Source organism: Legionella rubrilucens, from assembly GCF_001468125.1.
GTDB classification, from domain to species: domain Bacteria; phylum Pseudomonadota; class Gammaproteobacteria; order Legionellales; family Legionellaceae; genus Legionella_C; species Legionella_C rubrilucens.
This window is the reverse complement of the sequence record NZ_LNYT01000020.1, coordinates 286,419-305,052: the sequence shown is the minus strand read 5'-3', so window position 1 is coordinate 305,052 and position 18,634 is coordinate 286,419. Positions and strand designations below refer to the sequence as shown.

Genomic DNA, 18,634 nt, shown 5'->3' with positions numbered 1-18,634 from the left:
ATGCTTGAAAAAATTATTCGCTTTTCTCTAAAACATCGTTGGTTTGTTCTTTTATTCACCTTGGTGATTGCAGCGCTCGGCGTCTACAACTTTCAACGTTTGCCCATTGATGCCGTTCCTGATATTACCAACGTGCAAGTGCAAATTAATACTCAAGCTTCAGGCTATTCGCCCTTTGAGGTGGAGCAACGCATTACTTTTCCTATTGAGTTAGCGATGAGTGGGCTACCTAATCTCGATTATACGCGTTCTTTGTCGCGTTATGGGTTATCGCAAGTCACGGTGGTCTTTAAAGACGGCACGAATATTTATTTTGCGCGTCAGTTAATTAATGAACGTTTGCAAGAGGTTAGGGATAAACTACCGCCCGAAGCGGAAACCACTCTAGGCCCCATATCGACAGGTCTTGGTGAGATTTTTATGTATACTGTCACCAATAAACCTAATGTGCCTGTGTCCCAGCGTTACAATCCCACTGAACTTCGTACCATTCAGGATTGGATTATTAAGCCTCAACTACGAAATGTGGAAGGCGTTGCGGAGGTCAATACCATTGGTGGTTATGAAAAGCAATTTCATATTACGCCCGATCCCATGAAACTGGTTCGCTATCGTTTAAGTTTGAACGATGTGGTAGAAGCGCTTACGCGCAATAATGCCAATGTGGGCGCAGGTTACATTGAAACCAATGGGGAGCAAAACTTAATTCGCGTGCCCGGTCAAGTAAAAAATATTCCGGACATTGAAAATATTGTGATTGCCAGTTTTGAAGGCACACCGGTTCGTATCCGTGATGTGGCAGATGTTGCTTTAGGTAAAGAGTTGCGTACAGGCGCTGCAACAGAGAACAGTAAAGAAGTGGTTTTAGGCACGGTGTTTATGTTGATGGGAGAAAACAGCCGAACCGTTTCTGAGCGCGTGGCCGCCAAAATGAAAGACATTAACAAATCCTTGCCTCAAGGTGTTGAAGCAGTCACGGTGTATAATCGAACCTTGCTGGTGAATGCCACGATTAATACGGTGAAGAACAATCTTCTTGAAGGCGCCTTATTAGTTTGTGTCATTTTATTTTTATTTTTGGGAAATATTAGGGCCGCCCTTATTACGGCGATGGTCATTCCTTTATCCATGTTACTCACCATCACCGGCATGGTGAGTAATCAAATCAGTGCCAATTTAATGAGTTTAGGAGCACTTGATTTTGGTTTGATTGTGGATGGTGCGGTCATTATCGTTGAAAACTGCATTAAACATTTAGGTGAGCAACAGCATGCACTGCAGCGAGTTTTAAATCTGGAAGAGCGCTTAAAAGTGATTGCCTATGCGACCACCGAAGTCATAAGGCCCAGCATCTTTGGCGTGTTCATTATTACGGTGGTTTATTTGCCGATTTTAACGTTAACGGGTGTGGAAGGAAAAATGTTTTTACCGATGGCTCAAACCGTCATCATCGCCTTGTTGGCCTCCATGCTTTTTGCATTGACGTTTATTCCTGCAGCCGTTGCAATTTTTCTTCGAGGACGTGTCCAGGAAAAAGAAAATTGGCTCGTGCATCACCTGTCAAAAGTCTATGCTAAAGTGTTACGCCGTAGTTTTCATGCAAGGCGATGGGTCATTAGTGCGGCAGTGGTTTTAGTGGTCATCAGTTTGCTCCTTGCTTATCGCTTAGGTGGGGAATTTATTCCAAGCCTGGATGAAGGCGATATTGCGATGCATGCGATGCGCATTCCAGGCACCAGTTTGACTCAAGCCCTGGCCATGCAAGATTTGGTGGAAGAACGGGTGCGGCAATTTCCTGAAGTCAAAAACGTGTTTGCAAAACTTGGAACGGCAGAGGTAGCCACCGATCCCATGCCACCGAACGTGGCAGATACTTTTATTATCTTAAAACCTCGAAAAGAGTGGCCCAATCCCAAAAAAACCAAGCAAGAGTTAGTGCAGGAAATTGAACAGGCGGTACAACAAATTCCTGGTAATAATTATGAGTTTACCCAGCCGATTCAAATGCGTTTTAATGAACTTATTTCTGGGGTGCGAAGCGATGTGGCGGTGAAGGTATTCGGCGATGACATGGATACCTTGCTAGAAATAGCTGAATCGATAAGTGCGCAATTAAAAAAGGTACCCGGGGCTGCAGATGTCAAGGTCGAGCAAGTCAGTGGCTTGCCGCTTTTAACCATTGCGATTAATCGCGATATGCTCGCCCGTTACGGTTTACAAATAGGTAGTGTGCAAGATGCGATTGTGATTGCTACAGGCGGCAAAAAAGGTGGGGAGCTTTTTGAGGGAGATAAACGTTTTGATTTAATTGTACGCCTACCTGAATCATTGCGCTCCGATCCGAATGTATTACGACAAATCTTTATTCCTTTGCCTCCTGCTAAAGACGGTGAGCGCCATTTCATTCCTCTGAATGAAGTGGCGAAAATGGTGAGAAGCGAGAGCCCTAATCAAATCAGTCGCGAAAGCGGTAAACGTCGCGTGGTCGTCAGTGCGAACGTAAGAAATCGTGATTTAAGTTCGTTTGTCAATGAGGCCAAACAACGCATTGAGCAAAATGTCAAAATACCCAGTGGGTATTGGATAACCTGGGGTGGGCAATTTGAACAATTGCAATCGGCCTCTCAACGACTACAAATTGTAGTGCCTATTACCTTATTGGGCATTTTCCTACTGCTGTTTATGAGCTTTGGTAGAGTAAGAGATGCGCTTTTGGTGTTTAGCGGCATTCCTTTAGCATTAACAGGCGGTGTACTCGCCTTATGGTTACGGGGGATCCCCTTATCCATTTCCGCGGGAGTCGGGTTTATTGCCTTATCAGGAGTTGCGGTGCTAAACGGCTTGGTAATGATTACTTTTATCAATAAACTACACGAGCAAAAAAAAATGTATTTAAAAGACGCGGTATTGCAAGGCTCACTGGCGCGTCTTCGTCCGGTATTAATGACAGCCTTAGTGGCTTCTTTGGGCTTTGTACCAATGGCATTAGCGACCGGTACAGGCTCTGAAGTGCAACGGCCTTTAGCCACGGTGGTGATTGGCGGTATTATTTCTTCGACTTTCCTGACTTTGTTGGTATTGCCTGGTTTGTATTATGTGTTTCATGAGCGACGTAAAAAGCCATTGATGAAGAAATCAGGCGAGGAAACCTAATTTATGCTGAGAGATACACAGTTTGTAATATCTGAGTGTTTTAGAGTTAATAATTAGAATTATCTTAGTAATTTATAAAAAATCGAGGATTAAAAAATGGAACATATTAAATATGGATTTGGAAAAAAAGTATTATATTCTTTTGACGATACAGTAAAAAAAGTTACAGAAGGGCTTCAAAAAGAAGGATTTGGAGTCCTGACCACTATAGATGTATCAGCAACGCTGAAAAAAAAGTTAAATCAAGATATGCCTCCTTATCAAATTCTTGGTGCATGCAATCCTCAATTTGCTCATCATGCTTTAGCTAAGGAACCCTCTATAGGTTTGCTTCTACCTTGTAATGTAGTCGTACGTCAAGATAACCTTGGCAACGTATATGTTGAATTTATGGATCCTAAAGCAGTATTGGAATTAGTCAGCAATTCGGAGATAAATCATATTGCTCTTGAAGTGAAGGAACGACTCGAGAGAGTATTGAGTGCAATGTAATCAATAAATTACCTCACTAAGAAAATAAACACTGCTTAGATACGTCATTGCAGTCAATGTGGGAAATCATTATGACAACACCTTTAACCTTAACGACCTTTTTTGTTGCAGGGCTTGATTGTCCTGCTGAAGAGCAATTAATTAGGCGACAATTACAAACAATTCCGGAAATCGAAAAGATGGATTTTAACTTCATTGCCGAAGAAGTGACGATTCATCATCGTTTAAATACGATTGAGCCACTCCAGAGACAAATTGAAGCATTGGGCATGAGTGTTCGCACCAAAAGCAGCACTAAAAGTGATAGCCCAAAAGAGGCCAATGATTTTTCTTGGTGGTGGCTTGCTGTAGCTGGATTGTTGGCTCTTTTCTCGGAAGTGCTCTCCTATTTATTTGGGACCGAGAAGTCAGTTTGGGTAGCGGCATTGGCATTAGTGGCTATGGCCATAAGTGGACCGCCTACCTTCAAAAAGGGTTGGCTTGCTCTGCGCACGAAAGCCTTGAATATCAACAGCTTGATGATGATTGCAATAACAGGTGCCATACTCATCGGCGAATGGCCGGAAGCGGCGATGGTCACCGTGTTATTTGCATTGGCTGAGCGTATTGAACGCTACTCATTGGATAAAGCACGATTAGCCATTCGAAGCCTGATGCAGATTGCACCGGATGAAGCAACCGTCAAAACGACGGAAGGAAAATGGCAAAAATTAGCGGTCGAGAACATCAAGTCAGGTGCAATTATCCTGGTTAAGCCAGGTGAGCGGATTGCCTTGGACGGCGTTATTGTGAGTGGCCAAAGTAGCGTTAATCAAGCGCCCATTACTGGTGAGTCGATGCCTGTGAGCAAACAAACAGGAGACAGTGTGTTTGCCGGTACGCTCAATGAGCGAGGCTCCTTTGAAGTGAAGGTGACCAAAGAATCAGGCGATACCCTGTTGGCTAAAATTGGCAAAGCAATAGAACAAGCACAAGCAGAGCGGGCACCAACCCAGCGATTTGTTGATGAGTTCGCCAAATATTACACGCCAATCATGGTGCTCATTGCAGTAGCCGTTGCTCTGATTCCACCAATTGCATTGGGGTATCCTTTTTATGATTGGCTGTATAAGGCACTCACCTTGCTTGTAATCGCTTGCCCTTGTGCGTTGGTTATTTCAACGCCTGTGACCGTAGTAAGTGGCTTGGCAGCGGCAGCTCATCACGGACTTCTTATCAAGGGCGGAAGTTATTTAGAAATCGGCTATCAGTTAAAACTCATTGCGCTGGATAAAACGGGAACACTGACTGAAGGAAAGCCGGTGGTCACGGATTTTATTGCCTATGAAAGCACGCAAACCAAAGGTGATTTACTGCTCTTGGCAGCCAGTTTAGACAGTCACTCCGAACATCCTGTTGCCCACGCTTTGGTCGAATACTGGCGAGAAGAACAACCAACGGGGTCGTTATTGACGGTGAGTCGGTTTGAAGCAATTCCTGGTCGGGGCGTCATGGGGAGCGTCAATAATGAGCAGTATTTTGTTGGGAATCATCAGCTGGCTGAAGACAATGGGGTGTGTAATTCCGGTATCGAAAAACAACTTGCTCAGTTAGAGCAAGAAGGAAAGACCACAGTTATTTTAAGTAATGACACAACCGTGTTGGCTATTTTTGCAGTAGCGGATACCCTTCGTTCAACCAGCCAATTAGCCATCCAATCCTTGCATCAACGTGGCATCAAAACAGCCATGTTAACTGGAGATAATGCCGTCACCGCTGCCGCTATTGCCAAAGAGGTGGGAATTGATGAAGTCAATGCCAATATCTTGCCTACAGAGAAGCTGAATGCCATGAACGCCCTGTTGGCTCATTACCACACCGTGGGTATGGTTGGTGATGGCATTAATGATGCCCCTGCACTTGCAAAGGCAACGATTAGTTTCGCGATGGGAAAAGGGACTGATACCGCACTTGAAACAGCGGATGTGGCCCTGATGAACGATAATTTAGCGATGCTGTCTTTTTTTATCGATTTAAGTCATAAAACAGCTCGGGTGCTACGTCAAAATATCAGTTTATCGATTGCTATCAAGGTTGTTTTTTTCATCTTGGCTTTGGCTGGGTTGGCGACACTTTGGATGGCGGTTTTTGCCGATATGGGAGCAAGTCTCATTGTTGTTGCGAATGGTTTGCGATTGTTGAATTTTCAAAATAAAAACACCAGTTAAAATGGTAAGAGGTTGTTTCCTATCATGCCTCTGGAGAGATTCATTTAGGGTTTCGTTAAGCAGGACATCATAGGATTCAGTATGTTATGATGACCGATGCAACGATTTTTATTTGTGGAAATGGAGATGTAAATGAACCCTATCGGATTTAAAACAATTTTTGTTTTTATTGGCTTACTCATTTTAGGATGCGGTTTAATGTCTTGTAATAAAACAACCCCTGCCGAGACTCATCCTGAAGGAGCTTATGAGGGTGGTTTTGGTGGTGATGGTGGCCATATACACCAAAATGGATAACAAGGGATTTTATAATCTACTCAGGGATGAATAATGGAACTCAATGCATGGTTTATAGGCGTTTTGGGTGTATTTGTTATTCTGTTAATTGGCCTCATGTTTCTCTTTAGAAAAAAGAGGCATTTGCGATTTGTCATCGCCCTATTCATTTTCCTCATCTTAGGAGCGATTTTTTTGCATGGTGTTTCCTTTACGTTGCATTAGAGTGTGTGGCAGGGATTTTTAATTAAAAAATGGATGCACGGTACCGTAATAAGGATGTGTATGAGGCGGATGCTATTACTGTTTTTATTTTTAACGGGATTATAATCATTTATCTCAATGAAAAATAAAATGAAGCAGTTTTTCTAGAGATAAGGAAAGGATTAAAATGGCCTTGTAACAGATGGCCTTATGTTTAAAATTTATTTTACCGATGAAGGGTAACCTTACATTACTCGTTGCCTCAGTTAAATCAGATACCTGTGCATGGAATTGTTTGGTTACATGGACCGTTATATCTGGTTTATAAATGGCTTGCCGGAATACAAGGCCAAACCGATTCTGATAAAAAGACGTTTGGATTTATCGATCATCAAATACACCAAGCCTTGTGGAGATTGGTTCATCGTAGACGCCCGAGAAAAAGTACAGCATGGAGGGAAAAGAAGTACTTTCGCTCTCAGGGTGCACGAGATTGGATATTTACTGCGAGAAACCCAAATAAAGATAGCAAAAGCACCTATATGGATTTATTTTTAATGAGTTCTGTTGCTATTAGAAGACATACCAAAATAAGGGTAGAGGCAACACCCTATGTTCCAGCCTATACAGAATATTTTAAGAAGCGCCAGCGCTACTTGAAACTATAGCGGCTAGAAACAAGGGATAAAGCATCAACCTCCTTATTATCATCAAATGAAGTAGACTGGATGGTTGGGTCAACCAAAGTTGGCCTTGCGAAGGCTTGAGCGGAGTGCGGCTAAAGTCGCATGCTCCGTTCTTATGGGACGGGGCTACAGTAATGTAGTCCTGTTACCAGATAGGACCCTGGATTTTTTAATAATTTATCTGCAGGTCATCATTTTCAAATAATGGAGTTTGCTTAATTTCTAAATTTCTTTGTTGTAATTGGTCAATTTTCACATAGGGACAATAATATGCATTAGCTATTACGGAATGGATATTAATAGTTGTTAAGTTTTTTGATCCCCTTACATATCTCTTATGAAATTCCCTTGGTGTATGTGTTACAAGAACGATAACATTTGCTCCTAACTTCGCGCCTTCATTTTTTAAAAAATTATTATCATCTTTTTCTAGATCTTTTAAAGAGGAGCGGATATCCATAACTTCATGTACATTTGGATTTTTAATAATCCCTAAGAAACGGCAATTTCCTGTAGGATAGGAAAAATACAAGTTAACATTTTTCGCATCTTCATTTACTTGACGTAATCCTCCACAGCCCGAATTCAAAAGAAGAATCATAAAGCTAATTATTAAATAAACAATTTTCATATCTATAATTCCTTTTATTTAGCGTGCTTTTAACATACCCATATAAGACTATTACTTACTTTGATTACGAATAAAAGTATTAATTGTAAAAATATAAAATTAATGTCGCTTTCAATTGAGTAAAATAAATTCACCATTTTGCATAGTGATGGCTAAGATGCATACCTGATTTGCGAGCTAAAGTCACTTGTCACCTGCTATCATATTTTCGGCTACTTCTTCCTCTTGTTTTTGATAGGTGGTAATAATCTGCTTAAAATAATTAATCCGCTATTGCAATAAATTGCTTTAAGGTATTTAAATGGCTTAATAAACCATTGACTATAGTCCATAGTCAAGAAAGTGATCATTACTACCAAGCAAGGAAAGAAATAGCTAAAGTTCCTCAAAGTGTCATTATTTAGCATCCCCATACAAGAATAGATATCCCCTGAACTGAATGGGTAGGTTAAATATTCTGCTATTATTGTATGTATCTGATTGATTATCTACTTATATAATGCCAAGGATATAGGCCATGAATGGACTAGAAAAGCAATGCTGTCCCAAGAAAATCCTATTAACTCAGCAGGAAGAATCTTCAGAAGGTTTAGATTCTTGTTGTGCACCCAGTGATGCAGACGCTACTGATAATGCCTTTGCTTTTTTCGGTCAGTTATTTCAAGCAAACCTTGCTAAATGGACTGCGGGGATAAGTCCTGCAGCGCTAGGCTCGTCCTATTCCACATGGCTTTGGCAATTGGCACAATCTCCAGAAGTATTATGGGAACTGGCCTTTTATCCTGTCTTTCATGCTAATGATTGCATTAATAATATCATTTGTGTCGATCGTGCTGCTGGTGGCAAAGACGTACGTTTCAAAAAAGACAGTTGGCAGCCTATGCCTTGGCGCTTATATGCGGAAGGATTTTTGCAGGTAGAGGATTGGTGGCGACGTGCCACAACCAAAGTTCCTGGGCTACCCAGCCAAGTGGAACGCACCGTTTCATTCTGGGCACGCCAATATCTTGATGCCCTGTCCCCTTCCAATTGTGTTTGGTCTAACCCTGATTTGTTTCATGAAGCCATTCGCACTGGGGGACTTAATCTCATTCAAGGCAGCCAAATCGCTATGGAAGACTCCTTAGAAAAGCTAACGGGCGCACCACCTACAGGCTCTGAACATTTTATCCCGGGCAAAGACGTGGCGATTACCCCAGGACGAGTGGTGTTTCAAAATCATTTAATCGAATTGATTCAATACGAAGCTCTGACTAAAACCGTGTATAAAGAGCCCATACTGGTTCTCCCTGCCTGGATTATGAAATATTATATTTTGGATTTATCGCCTCATAATTCCTTGGTGAAGTGGCTCGTAAGGCAAGGCCATACCGTATTCATCATTTCTTGGCGTAACCCCGACAAAGAGGATCGTGATTTAGGAATGGATGATTATTATCGCCAAGGCGCCATGGCTGCGATTGATGCGGTATCAGCCACTCTGCCTCAAACAAAAATTAATCTGATGGGCTATTGTTTAGGTGGCACACTAGCCATGATTACGGCGGCCGCGATGAGTAGAGATAAGGATGAACGCTTAAATAGCCTCACCCTTCTTGCAGCCCAAGGGGATTTTACTGAAGCCGGGGAATTAATGCTTTTTGTTACTGAAAGCCAAGTGGCTTTCCTTAAAAACATGATGGGAGAACAAGGGTATCTTGATACCAAACAAATGGCCGGTTCCTTTCAAATGTTGCGTGCCTACGATTTAATTTGGTCCAAAATGGTTCAAGACTACATGCACGGGATGCGGCGTGGGATGATTGACTTAACCGCTTGGAATGCGGATGCCACGCGGATGCCTTATAAAATGCACAGCGAATACCTTGAAAAACTGTTTTTAAACAATGATTTTGCAGAAGGCCGTTATACCGTGGAAGGAAAGCCGGTGGCTGCTGAAAACATTCAGTTGCCCGTCTTTGCAGTCAGTACTGAAAAAGACCATGTGGCGCCTTGGCAGTCTGTTTATAAAATCCACCTGATGACGGAGGGTGACATTACCTTCGTCCTCACCGGTGGCGGACATAATGCAGGGATTGTGAGTGAACCGGGTCATCCGGGGCGTTCTTATCGGGTTCATGAGAGCAAGAAAGGTGATGCTTATCTCAATCCTGAGAGTTGGCTCGCGATTGCAGAAAAACAAGAAGACTCCTGGTGGCAAGAATGGCATGATTGGTTAGTGCAACAGTCCACCAAAAAACGCGTTCCTGCGTTGGTCATAAATGCCTCACTACCCGCTGCACCAGGTACTTATGTACTGCAGAAATAAAAGGGAAGAAAAATGGACAAGGAGTTTCTTGAGAATGTGACTTTTGATGAGCTTACGGTAGGCCGGCAGGCGAGTCTAAGTAAAACACTCACTCAAGACGACATCAATTTATTTGCTGCCATGTCGGGTGATGTGAATCCTGCTCATATGGATCCGGTGTTTGCCCAAAGCGATATTTTTCATGGTATTGTGGGTCATGGCATGTGGTCTGGCTCGCTGATTTCAACACTTCTTGGTACTATTATACCTGGTCCAGGCACCATTTATCTTAAACAGGACATTCAATTTAAAAAGCCAGTGCGTTTAGGGGATACGCTCACCATCACCATCATCGTCAAGGATAAGGGTGCCAATAAGCCCCGTGTGATTTTTAATTGCAAGGGTGTGAATCAGCACGGAGAAACGGTCATCGAGGGCTTAGCAACCGTGCTTGCGCCAACGAAAAAAGTACGGGTTGCACGAACTCATTTACCGTCTATAGAAATACATAACCACGATCGCTTCGAGGCGATAATCAAAGCGTGTCGCTGTATGGGCGCTGTTCGCACGGCCATTGTGCATCCGGTTAGTATGAGTGTCATGGAAGCGGTGAACGATGCGGTAAACGCAGGACTCATTATTCCCATTTTAATTGGCCCTTTGGTCAAGATGAAAACTGCAGCTTTGGAAGCAAGTATTGATTTATCACAGTGGGAAACGATTGATACAGAACACAGCGATGCCGCAGCAAGCAAGGCTGCCGAATTGGCAGCTTCCGGCGAGATTGATGCCATCATGAAAGGCTCATTAAGCACTCATGAATTAATGGGGGCTATTGTACCCACCGCCTCGGGCTTACGCACGCAACATCGTGTGAGTCACGCCTACGTCATGGATATCCCTTCGTACCACAAACCACTCATCATTACAGATGCTGCGATTAATATTGCCCCTACTGCCACCGACAAAGCGGACATTTGCCAAAATGCCATTAATCTTTGGCGAGTATTGTTTGGCGAGGACAAGAAGCCCAAAGTAGCCATCCTTGCCGCCATCGAAACCGTCAACCCTAAGATGCAAGCCACTGTCGATGCCTCTATTTTATGCAAAATGGCTGACCGAGGACAGATAAATGATGGCATTCTTGACGGTCCCTTGGCTTTTGATAATGCGATTAACAAGGAGGCAGCCAAAGAAAAAGGGATTATTTCTTCTGTGGCAGGCGATCCGGATATTCTTTTGGTTCCTGAAATCGAGTCCGGGAATATTTTGGCCAAGCAATTGACTTTTTTAGGCCATGCGGATGCTGCCGGAATTGTTTTGGGTGCTCGTGTTCCATTCATTCTGGTGAGCCGAGCCGACTCACTTAGAACGAGGCTCTTCTCTTGCTCCCTGGCTGTTAAACTGGCGGCAGCTCGAAAGGAAGGACGAATCAAATGACCCAAGTACAAGAAGCCAGTATCCTTGTGATTAATGCAGGCTCTTCCAGTGTCAAATTTCAGCTTTTTTCAAGACAATTAAACCCACAACTGTTGGTTCAAGGGAAAGTATCTGATATTGGTAACAAGCCTTCATTTACAGCGATCGGTGCAATACCAAATCTCGGCAATACAGAGGTTGATAAAAAAAGCCTTTCTGATGAGTGTACGCATGAAGAAGCCTTACGTCTTATTTTGAACTGGATTGAGGTTTTGAGTGAACAATGGCAGGTGACTGCAGTTGCTCATCGCATTGTCCATGGCGGGACTCTCTTTAAAAACAGTGTGATAGTCAATCCACACGTCATGCAGAAATTATGGGCATTAGCTCCATTGGCTCCTTTACACCAACCCCATAATCTCAAAGCCATTGAATTCATCAGTACCCTGAAACCAGAGGCACTTCAAATTGCTTGTTTTGATACAGCGTTTCATGCCCATCATAAGGCTTTGTTCACCGAGTATGCATTGCCACAAAAGATAAGGGAACAAGGTGTTCGTCGTTATGGGTTTCATGGATTATCGTATGAATGGATTGTTCACACCTTGCGGCGGTATGAGCCTTCATTAGTTGAGGGACGGCTTATTGCGGCCCATCTTGGCAATGGAGCAAGTTTGTGTGCGATGCGTAATGGAGTAAGTATTGATACGACGATGGGCATGACTGCCTTGGATGGATTACCCATGGGAACTCGTTGTGGGAACCTTGATGCCGGCGCTGTAACGTTTATGATGCGTCATTTAGGCTTATCTACCGATGAGGTTGAGCGTCTTCTTTATAATGAATCTGGACTTCTTGGCTTATCAGGCTTAAGCAATGATGTGAAAATCTTGCAAGACAGTGAGGATACAAGGGCACAATTTGCATTAGATTATTTCTGCCTTAAAGCTGCCCAATTCATGGGGATGATGGCAGTAACCCTGGGTGGGATGGATGCCATCGTGTTTACGGGCGGTATTGGTGAGAACTCAGCCTTTGTGCGAAACACTATCTTGCGTCATTTGAAATTTCTTAAACCTTTTGAAACACGGGTTGTTACAGCTAACGAAGAGCGCATGATGGCAATTCATGCCATGTCACTTCTTGAGCGTCAAACGGGAGTAAAAGCTGATGGAGAATAAAAAAGGATTGATTGTTGGAATTGCCAATGAGTACTCCATCGCATGGGGTTGTACTAAAGCATTGCATGAAGCGGGCAGCGAATTGGCAATCACCTATCAAAATGAGAAAACCAGGGGCTATGTACAGCCTTTGGCTGAAAAAGTGTCATCTCCTATTGTTATGCCTTTGGACGTGACGGATAAGGAACAATTTGATGCCCTATTTCAGAAAATAAAAGACCGCTGGGGTCGTCTTGATTTTGTTATCCATGCGATTGCCTTTGCACCAAAAACTGATTTACAAGGTCGTGTTGTCGATTGCTCGAAAGACGGCTTCATGATGGCGATGGATATTTCTTGTCATTCGCTCATCCGATTGGCAAAAGCCGCTGAACCACTGATGGTCGATGGAGGGAGTATCATAACCATGAGTTATTATGGTGCCGAAAAAGTGGTCAAAAATTACAATCTCATGGGGCCTGTTAAAGCGGCTTTGGAAACCTCAGTACGCTATCTCGCCATGGAACTTGGCAGTAAAAAGATTCGAGTCAATGCCATTTCTCCAGGGCCAATAAGCACTCGTGCAGCCTCAGGTTTAGCTGATTTTGATACGCTGATGGAACAGGCAGCAAAGGAAGCGCCCTTGCATCAACTGGTTACAATAGAGGACATTGGTGAAACAGCCTCATTTTTGGTATCCGATAAAGCCGCCTCCATCACTGGTCAGACTCTTTATGTGGATAGCGGCTACAATATTAAGGGCTAATAAACCAAAAGTCATTTTTTCTTTAAAAGTATTCTTGGTCATTTAGTAATTACATGTATTGTCCACCATTGATATCAAAGTTAGCACCCGTGATAAAGCCACTTTGTTCATCAGCAAGAAAAGCAACGACCCGAGCAATTTCCTGAGGTTTGCCTAATCGCCCCACAGGAATTTGAGCGACAATGGCTTCTAAAACATCATCCCTCATCGCGGCAAGCATCTCCGTATTAATGTAGCCAGGGGAGACCGTGTTCACGGTAATTCCTTTCTTTGCGACTTCTTGCGCCAGGCTTTTGGTAAAACCATATAACGCCGATTTACTGGCGGCATAATTACATTGTCCGAACTGCCCTTTGCGCCCATTAATGGAGGAGATTGTGATAATACGCCCATAACCATTATCCAGCATGTTGGATAATACGGTTTTCGTCATATTAAAAACGCTATTTAAATTAGCATTAATGACTTCTTGCCATTGTTCCGGTGTCATTTTTTTCAAGCTGGCATCATGAGTAATGCCTGCATTATTAACTAGAACGTCAATTTTGCCGTACTTCTCTATCACCAAATCCGTTAATTTTTCACAATCATTGAAGGAAGAAATATCCGCATAGGCAATGTCGATATCAAATCCTTGCATGGATTGTTTTTTCTGCCATTCTCTTGCTAATTCGTGATGGCCATGTTTGAAGTAGCAAGCAATCACTTGATAATTGAGGTTTTGCATTTCTTGACATATGGCTGTTCCAATGCCACCAGTTCCTCCCGTTACTAAAGCAATTCGTTTGTTCACCTTCCTTCCTCCTTGATTTGGTTATTTAATTATTTAACGAGTTCAACGTCCTCTGCTTGCGGCCCTTTTTGTCCTTTGCCTACTTTAAATAGAACGGTTGCCCCTTCGGGAAGGGTTTTAAAACCGCTACTTTGTATAGCACTGAAATGGACAAAATAATCCTTGCCACTACTTTCAATAAAGCCAAAGCCCTTGCCTTCATTAAACCATTTTACTTTACCGCGAATTTTATTGGTCATTTTGGTTTCTTTTCTGATAATTTGAGTGCTTTATAGTGTCATGCTACATGATTCTCTGTGTCAATAGTCAGTATTTTAGCTCAGCAATCCTGGATTTTTTTATTCTTTCTAAGTCATGGGGTTTTAAAACCAAAAGACATAATCAAAAGAACTGAGGAGAATTATTGATTGTCGCATCCCTTTCTCAATTAATTGAATCAGAGGGCTTAGTTTCTTCTTCCATCTTCTTCAATGAAACAACTTTATCACACTGAATCTCAATCGTATTTGTTTTACGTGTTGATACACCCCAGCATCTTATCCTTTTTCCATCAATATTCATTGATAGGATATGAATAATCAAATTTTTTCCATAAGTGTTGTCTATCTTAATATCTTGAGTATTACTTGTTTTTGTAGTAATTCTCCCAATTGAATTTCCATTACGATGGAACTCTATTAATATCTCGATATTGGATAAAGATACATTTTTTATTTTGGAATCTTTATGATATTTAATATGATAGGATTCCTTGCCTGCATAGGCGTTTATTGCTGTGAAGAAAAAAATAACAATAAGAACAACCTTAAAAAAGCTCATTTTTTCTATTTTAGACAGTCTGATATGCTTCATGTGAGTCATGCCCCCTTATTTTTTTGATATTCCAATAAAAATTTTCATGTTCCCCAGTTCTATAAAATTAATATTAATCCTTCTTCTGCATACATATAATCCCTCCAAGTTTAGACTACACAAAACAAATTTTTGAGGGGCAATGAACGTAAGTCTGATTCAGAGTATCCTTTGACAATATATAACCCAATCATTAATGCATCGTATTCTACTCCTCTGTTCTGCGTCACTGCAATTTTGTGCAGTGACGCAGAAAACCAACCTTGATTTTACCGGGTAAAATCAAAACATTAGCGCATTTTGTCCTGGCGCCCGTCTGGCGTCAGGACAAAATTCTCTTCTTCAAACCCTTGCGCAGCAAGCACCGCTTTGGTACTTTTTAATGAAGCACAACTGAAGAGCTGGTGTGATTCCAGCGAAACGTATCCAACGTCTTGTGCAAAGCCACTTCATTCCCTAACTCTGTGGCTAGACGTTCAGTCGGGAAAACCATCTAGGAATCTCTGCCATCCGGCAGGGCAACTCCCTCGGGAGTTTAAGTCAATTTATTTCAATTTGACCATGGACTTGTGACAAGGCCCATTGTCTTGTCGTTTTTATTAATCAGCAAAATAAGGAGAAATAACCACTAGAAAAACTGTAATAATCGGCGAGATCGTTTGCCTTATAACGATTGTTTTGCCCCCCAACTTCGAGCTTTATGGCTTTTGCCAGGTTTCATTTTTGAGTGAGCCGCTCGACCAACACTAAACCAGAAACAGGGCAAATGAATTTTCGGATTGGATGATGAGACAATATTCCTTAAGACAAACTGCTAATCGGTACTTTCAGCTTGATAACCGAGGCAGCTATCAAGAAAAGAAAAAGCGTGCTTACGTCATACAAAAAATGATTGATGATTTATTTTGCATTGGTGATGTGCCTACCTCATGGCAAGTCATGAAATCAGAGCATATTCAAAAGCTGGTTGAATATTGGAAAAAAGACCGTGTCAAAGACGCCACGATTATGCGTTACATGACAATTATCAGAAATTATTTACAGGATATTGATTGTCAAATACTCAATATTGATAACAAATCCTTGCAATTGCAAAGAAAAAAGCCAAAACGCCAACGATTAAAATGGCAACCTAACCTCTGGGAATCATTCTCTGATAGGACACCACGTATCATCATGGCACTGCAAACACAATTTGGCCTAACTTTTAGTGAAGCAATACATATTAGGCCAGGTATCCATATTAAAGAACATAAACTCTCGCTCACACGCGAGATCACTTTTAACTCGGTGGATAGAACCATTCCTATCAGAAATGAAATCCAAAAAAATATTCTGTCTGATTTAGAACAACTAACCAATAGGCAAAGCCTGGTACATTTTTTTAGCTACAAACGCATCAAGCTAGATTGGAATCATGCACTGGTAGACCACAGCATCCCAATAAAAAAATCCTGGCGTTATTTATATGCAAGACAGATGTACGAATACTTACTACCGATTCTGGGCAACTACCAAACCTGTTTAGTATTACATGATGAACTGGGAATAAAATCCCGCAACACACTATGGGCATACCTCCATGAGTAAATCAAAGCTGAAAAGCGCATTATTTTCGATCAATGAATGTGTCAAAGAGTTAGGCGTATATTCCCATGCCAGCAAAGCCGACACACGCCATATCTTAAATCGCTGCATTAAGGATCTACATGACCAGGGTTTTATGGTTGCTCATGTTAAAGGGCTAAAATCAAAACACATTTATGTGTTAGTAGAGCACTGGAAAAAACTGGGTAAAAACCCCGCTACTATCAAAAATTACATGTCTAAACTAAGGAAGTTATCTATCTGGCTCAATAAACCAGAATTGATCAAGCCGAGCAATGATCATTATCAAATTGACAAGCGGAATTATGTGCCAACACATAACAAAGCCATCACTAACGTAGATTTCTCAAAATGCGAAAATCCAATGATACGTCTATCTCTTGAGGCCCAATGCCTCTTTGGTTTACGCCGTGAAGAGTCAATGAAATTAGTTATCAGTGATGCTTGGAGAGGGGACCGTCTAATATTAAAATCCAGCTGGACAAAAGGCGGTATTGGGAGATCCATAGATATCACCAACGATGAACAAAAAGAATGGCTAGAAAAAGCGATTAAGCAAGTACCTCATGGTCGATCATTGATCCCCAAAGGCAAAACCTATAAACAATATTTAAGGCAATACCAAACTGAAACAGAAAAGCTGGGACTTAAAAAGTGCCATGGTCTGCGTCATGCCTATGCTCAAAAAAGATATCATGAAATCACGAGTCAGCTTTCTCCAGATAAACAGTCATTAAAATGTCCAATTGAGGGTGGAAAATCATCTAAATATTTGTCTCAATCAGAAAAAGCAATAGATCGTGAAGCCCGTGGAATTATAAGTAGAGACCTCGGCCACTCCAGAGTATCCATAACCAAAATTTATTTAGGCTGACACTTTTTGTTTTTTTAGCTTTTCAATACACAATTTCATTTTATAATGTGGCACTGGATGCCATGAAGCTAGAAATTCTCCAATAATTTCAAAACCAACCTTTTTATAAACATGAACCGCACGCTCATTAGAGATCTCAGGATCAATAAGCACTATTTTTGCATCAGAAAATTGACTTAAAATAAACTCATGAATCATCCATACTGATAATCCCTTACCGATATAATCCAATCTGCAAATGAATAAATCTAGAGTAACTGCACCATCAAGATATTCTTCTGATTTCTCTATTTCAGAAGTAATTAAATAAGCGAATGGGATTTCATTATCATAGGCTATCCAATGAGTAGCCCACGATTCCCCATCACTTAAAAATTGATCAATGTCTTTAATCGTATTACTTAGACCATCACCATGAAGCCATTCATTAATATGTGGCTGATGAATCCACGCCAGAACAAGTTCATGTTGAGATTTATTCATTGGTCTGAAACAAAAACGCAACTCATTTGAGGAGGCTTTAATCATCTAAATAATACTCAAATAACGGGGAGCTAATCTTTGAATTGTATCACTTATCAGAAAACTGTGTATTAATAAATTTTCAAATAAGTTCATTTACTATCATTTGGAAAAAGCGCTTGATTTCCAGTTCTGGCTTGATAATCTAAAAGCAACACAACTGAAGAGTCAGTGCGATTCTGACGAAACCTACAGGTCTTGTGATATGCCATCTTGTTCCCTAATTCCATGGCAAAGCGTTTAGCAGGGAAACCCCATCAGGAGTTGTCTTTACGGCCTTGCGCCCGAGGAGTGCTTCGAGCACATCATCATTAATAACCAGGTAAATCAACCGATGTTTCGGTGATCTTTTTGCATAACCCAATTGGGATTAATAGTCCCTTTGGGGCTAATCCTCCCTATTTCCAAGGAGCCTATAATGCAACAACTGGAACCAGCACAATTTGAGATCGAACATTTGCTGTTTGAGCTGAATTGTTGTGTCAATGATTTAAGTCGCCACCGACTGCAAATCAATCCCCATGATATTCAGCAAGCAGAGTTAAGTATGCACAAACTGGAATCTCTGATTTCTTTTGTCAAACTGTTTGATACTCAACGAATCGCTTGTTGATTGAAACGATTTAAGTCTTATCTGCATAACAGAAAACCATCTGCCTATGCGGATGTTTTTCTGTTATGCGCTCACATTTAACAAATAACAG

17 protein-coding genes are annotated in these 18,634 nt (G+C 41.6%); 12 read left to right on the top strand and 5 right to left on the bottom strand.

Annotation, left to right across the window (positions count from 1 at the left end; translation table 11 throughout):
• The 5 genes from Lrub_RS09155 (at position 1) to Lrub_RS15115 (ending at position 6,890) form a co-directional block, all read left to right on the top strand.
• Positions 1-3,153, top strand: a complete 3,153-nt coding sequence (locus Lrub_RS09155) for an efflux RND transporter permease subunit (protein WP_014842613.1) — start codon at positions 1-3, stop codon at positions 3,151-3,153.
• A 96-nt stretch (positions 3,154-3,249) separates the two neighbouring features.
• Entirely contained in the window at positions 3,250-3,645 is a 396-nt protein-coding gene (locus Lrub_RS09150; RefSeq protein ID WP_014842614.1) for a DUF302 domain-containing protein, read from the top strand.
• Between the two features lie 71 nt (positions 3,646-3,716).
• Positions 3,717-5,852 carry a heavy metal translocating P-type ATPase gene (locus Lrub_RS09145; RefSeq protein ID WP_014842615.1) on the top strand — a complete coding sequence of 712 codons (2,136 nt, stop codon included), beginning with the start codon at positions 3,717-3,719 and terminating at the stop codon, positions 5,850-5,852.
• Positions 5,853-5,984: 132 nt separating this feature from the next.
• Positions 5,985-6,149, top strand: a complete 165-nt coding sequence (locus Lrub_RS14950; RefSeq protein ID WP_014842616.1) for a hypothetical protein — start codon at positions 5,985-5,987, stop codon at positions 6,147-6,149.
• A gap of 486 nt (positions 6,150-6,635) precedes the next feature.
• Entirely contained in the window at positions 6,636-6,890 is a 255-nt protein-coding gene (locus Lrub_RS15115; protein WP_028389633.1) for a hypothetical protein, read from the top strand.
• 297 nt (positions 6,891-7,187) lie between these two features.
• Here the strand turns inward: Lrub_RS15115 and Lrub_RS09135 are convergent, their stop codons facing one another.
• Positions 7,188-7,649 carry a DUF4156 domain-containing protein gene (locus Lrub_RS09135; protein WP_014842618.1) on the bottom strand — a complete coding sequence of 154 codons (462 nt, stop codon included), beginning with the start codon at positions 7,647-7,649 and terminating at the stop codon, positions 7,188-7,190.
• 517 nt (positions 7,650-8,166) lie between these two features.
• On the opposite strand from Lrub_RS09135, the gene Lrub_RS09130 reads away from it, so the two are divergent.
• From Lrub_RS09130 to fabI, 4 genes are read left to right on the top strand one after another with little or no spacing between them, the layout of a single operon-like run.
• Positions 8,167-9,957: a PHA/PHB synthase family protein gene (locus Lrub_RS09130; RefSeq protein ID WP_014842619.1), complete on the top strand. Its 1,791-nt coding sequence runs from the start codon at positions 8,167-8,169 to the stop codon at positions 9,955-9,957.
• 12 nt (positions 9,958-9,969) lie between these two features.
• Complete coding sequence (locus Lrub_RS09125; RefSeq protein ID WP_014842620.1) at positions 9,970-11,376, top strand: bifunctional enoyl-CoA hydratase/phosphate acetyltransferase; 1,407 nt, start codon at positions 9,970-9,972, stop codon at positions 11,374-11,376.
• A complete protein-coding gene (locus tag Lrub_RS09120) occupies positions 11,373-12,536 on the top strand; it encodes an acetate/propionate family kinase (protein WP_014842621.1) in 1,164 nt (387 codons plus the stop codon). The genes Lrub_RS09125 and Lrub_RS09120 overlap by 4 nt, the downstream gene beginning before the upstream one ends.
• Complete coding sequence (fabI, locus tag Lrub_RS09115) at positions 12,526-13,281, top strand: enoyl-ACP reductase FabI (RefSeq protein WP_014842622.1); 756 nt, start codon at positions 12,526-12,528, stop codon at positions 13,279-13,281. The genes Lrub_RS09120 and fabI overlap by 11 nt, the downstream gene beginning before the upstream one ends.
• 49 nt (positions 13,282-13,330) lie before the next feature.
• Here fabI and phbB read toward each other — a convergent pair whose 3' ends face one another.
• From phbB to Lrub_RS09100, 3 genes are all read right to left on the bottom strand, one after another.
• Positions 13,331-14,074, bottom strand: a complete 744-nt coding sequence (gene phbB, locus Lrub_RS09110) for an acetoacetyl-CoA reductase (RefSeq protein ID WP_014842623.1) — start codon at positions 14,072-14,074, stop codon at positions 13,331-13,333.
• 29 nt (positions 14,075-14,103) lie between these two features.
• Entirely contained in the window at positions 14,104-14,313 is a 210-nt protein-coding gene (locus tag Lrub_RS09105; RefSeq protein ID WP_010652810.1) for a cold-shock protein, read from the bottom strand.
• A 184-nt stretch (positions 14,314-14,497) separates the two neighbouring features.
• Positions 14,498-14,926, bottom strand: a complete 429-nt coding sequence (locus Lrub_RS09100) for a hypothetical protein (protein WP_014842624.1) — start codon at positions 14,924-14,926, stop codon at positions 14,498-14,500.
• A gap of 786 nt (positions 14,927-15,712) precedes the next feature.
• Between Lrub_RS09100 and Lrub_RS09095 the strand changes: the two genes are divergently transcribed.
• Entirely contained in the window at positions 15,713-16,516 is an 804-nt protein-coding gene (locus tag Lrub_RS09095; RefSeq protein ID WP_014842625.1) for an integrase, read from the top strand.
• Positions 16,509-17,408, top strand: coding sequence for a phage integrase N-terminal domain-containing protein (locus Lrub_RS09090; RefSeq protein ID WP_014842626.1), 900 nt, complete (start codon positions 16,509-16,511; stop codon positions 17,406-17,408). The genes Lrub_RS09095 and Lrub_RS09090 overlap by 8 nt, the downstream gene beginning before the upstream one ends.
• Here the strand turns inward: Lrub_RS09090 and Lrub_RS09085 are convergent.
• A complete protein-coding gene (locus Lrub_RS09085; RefSeq protein WP_014842627.1) occupies positions 17,400-17,936 on the bottom strand; it encodes a GNAT family N-acetyltransferase in 537 nt (178 codons plus the stop codon). The genes Lrub_RS09090 and Lrub_RS09085 overlap by 9 nt on opposite strands.
• Positions 17,937-18,348: 412 nt before the next feature.
• Here Lrub_RS09085 and Lrub_RS09080 point away from each other — a divergent pair, with 412 nt between their 5' ends.
• Positions 18,349-18,543: a hypothetical protein gene (locus Lrub_RS09080; RefSeq protein ID WP_014842628.1), complete on the top strand. Its 195-nt coding sequence runs from the start codon at positions 18,349-18,351 to the stop codon at positions 18,541-18,543.
• Positions 18,544-18,634 lie beyond the last annotated feature (91 nt).

What these genes read in the sequence shown, in the direction of transcription:
- Lrub_RS09155 (WP_014842613.1), top strand. Translation starts at nt 1, where the DNA reads ATGCTTGAAAAAATTATTCGCTTTTCTCTAAAACATCGTTGGTTTGTT.
- Lrub_RS09150 (WP_014842614.1), top strand. Translation starts at nt 3,250, where the DNA reads ATGGAACATATTAAATATGGATTTGGAAAAAAAGTATTATATTCTTTT.
- Lrub_RS09145 (WP_014842615.1), top strand. Translation starts at nt 3,717, where the DNA reads ATGACAACACCTTTAACCTTAACGACCTTTTTTGTTGCAGGGCTTGAT.
- Lrub_RS14950 (WP_014842616.1), top strand. Translation starts at nt 5,985, where the DNA reads ATGAACCCTATCGGATTTAAAACAATTTTTGTTTTTATTGGCTTACTC.
- Lrub_RS15115 (WP_028389633.1), top strand. Translation starts at nt 6,636, where the DNA reads ATGGACCGTTATATCTGGTTTATAAATGGCTTGCCGGAATACAAGGCC.
- Lrub_RS09135 (WP_014842618.1), bottom strand. Translation starts at nt 7,649, where the DNA reads ATGAAAATTGTTTATTTAATAATTAGCTTTATGATTCTTCTTTTGAAT.
- Lrub_RS09130 (WP_014842619.1), top strand. Translation starts at nt 8,167, where the DNA reads ATGAATGGACTAGAAAAGCAATGCTGTCCCAAGAAAATCCTATTAACT.
- Lrub_RS09125 (WP_014842620.1), top strand. Translation starts at nt 9,970, where the DNA reads ATGGACAAGGAGTTTCTTGAGAATGTGACTTTTGATGAGCTTACGGTA.
- Lrub_RS09120 (WP_014842621.1), top strand. Translation starts at nt 11,373, where the DNA reads ATGACCCAAGTACAAGAAGCCAGTATCCTTGTGATTAATGCAGGCTCT.
- fabI (WP_014842622.1), top strand. Translation starts at nt 12,526, where the DNA reads ATGGAGAATAAAAAAGGATTGATTGTTGGAATTGCCAATGAGTACTCC.
- Lrub_RS09105 (WP_010652810.1), bottom strand. Translation starts at nt 14,313, where the DNA reads ATGACCAATAAAATTCGCGGTAAAGTAAAATGGTTTAATGAAGGCAAG.
- Lrub_RS09100 (WP_014842624.1), bottom strand. Translation starts at nt 14,926, where the DNA reads ATGAAGCATATCAGACTGTCTAAAATAGAAAAAATGAGCTTTTTTAAG.
- Lrub_RS09095 (WP_014842625.1), top strand. Translation starts at nt 15,713, where the DNA reads ATGAGACAATATTCCTTAAGACAAACTGCTAATCGGTACTTTCAGCTT.
- Lrub_RS09090 (WP_014842626.1), top strand. Translation starts at nt 16,509, where the DNA reads ATGAGTAAATCAAAGCTGAAAAGCGCATTATTTTCGATCAATGAATGT.
- Lrub_RS09085 (WP_014842627.1), bottom strand. Translation starts at nt 17,936, where the DNA reads ATGATTAAAGCCTCCTCAAATGAGTTGCGTTTTTGTTTCAGACCAATG.
- Lrub_RS09080 (WP_014842628.1), top strand. Translation starts at nt 18,349, where the DNA reads ATGCAACAACTGGAACCAGCACAATTTGAGATCGAACATTTGCTGTTT.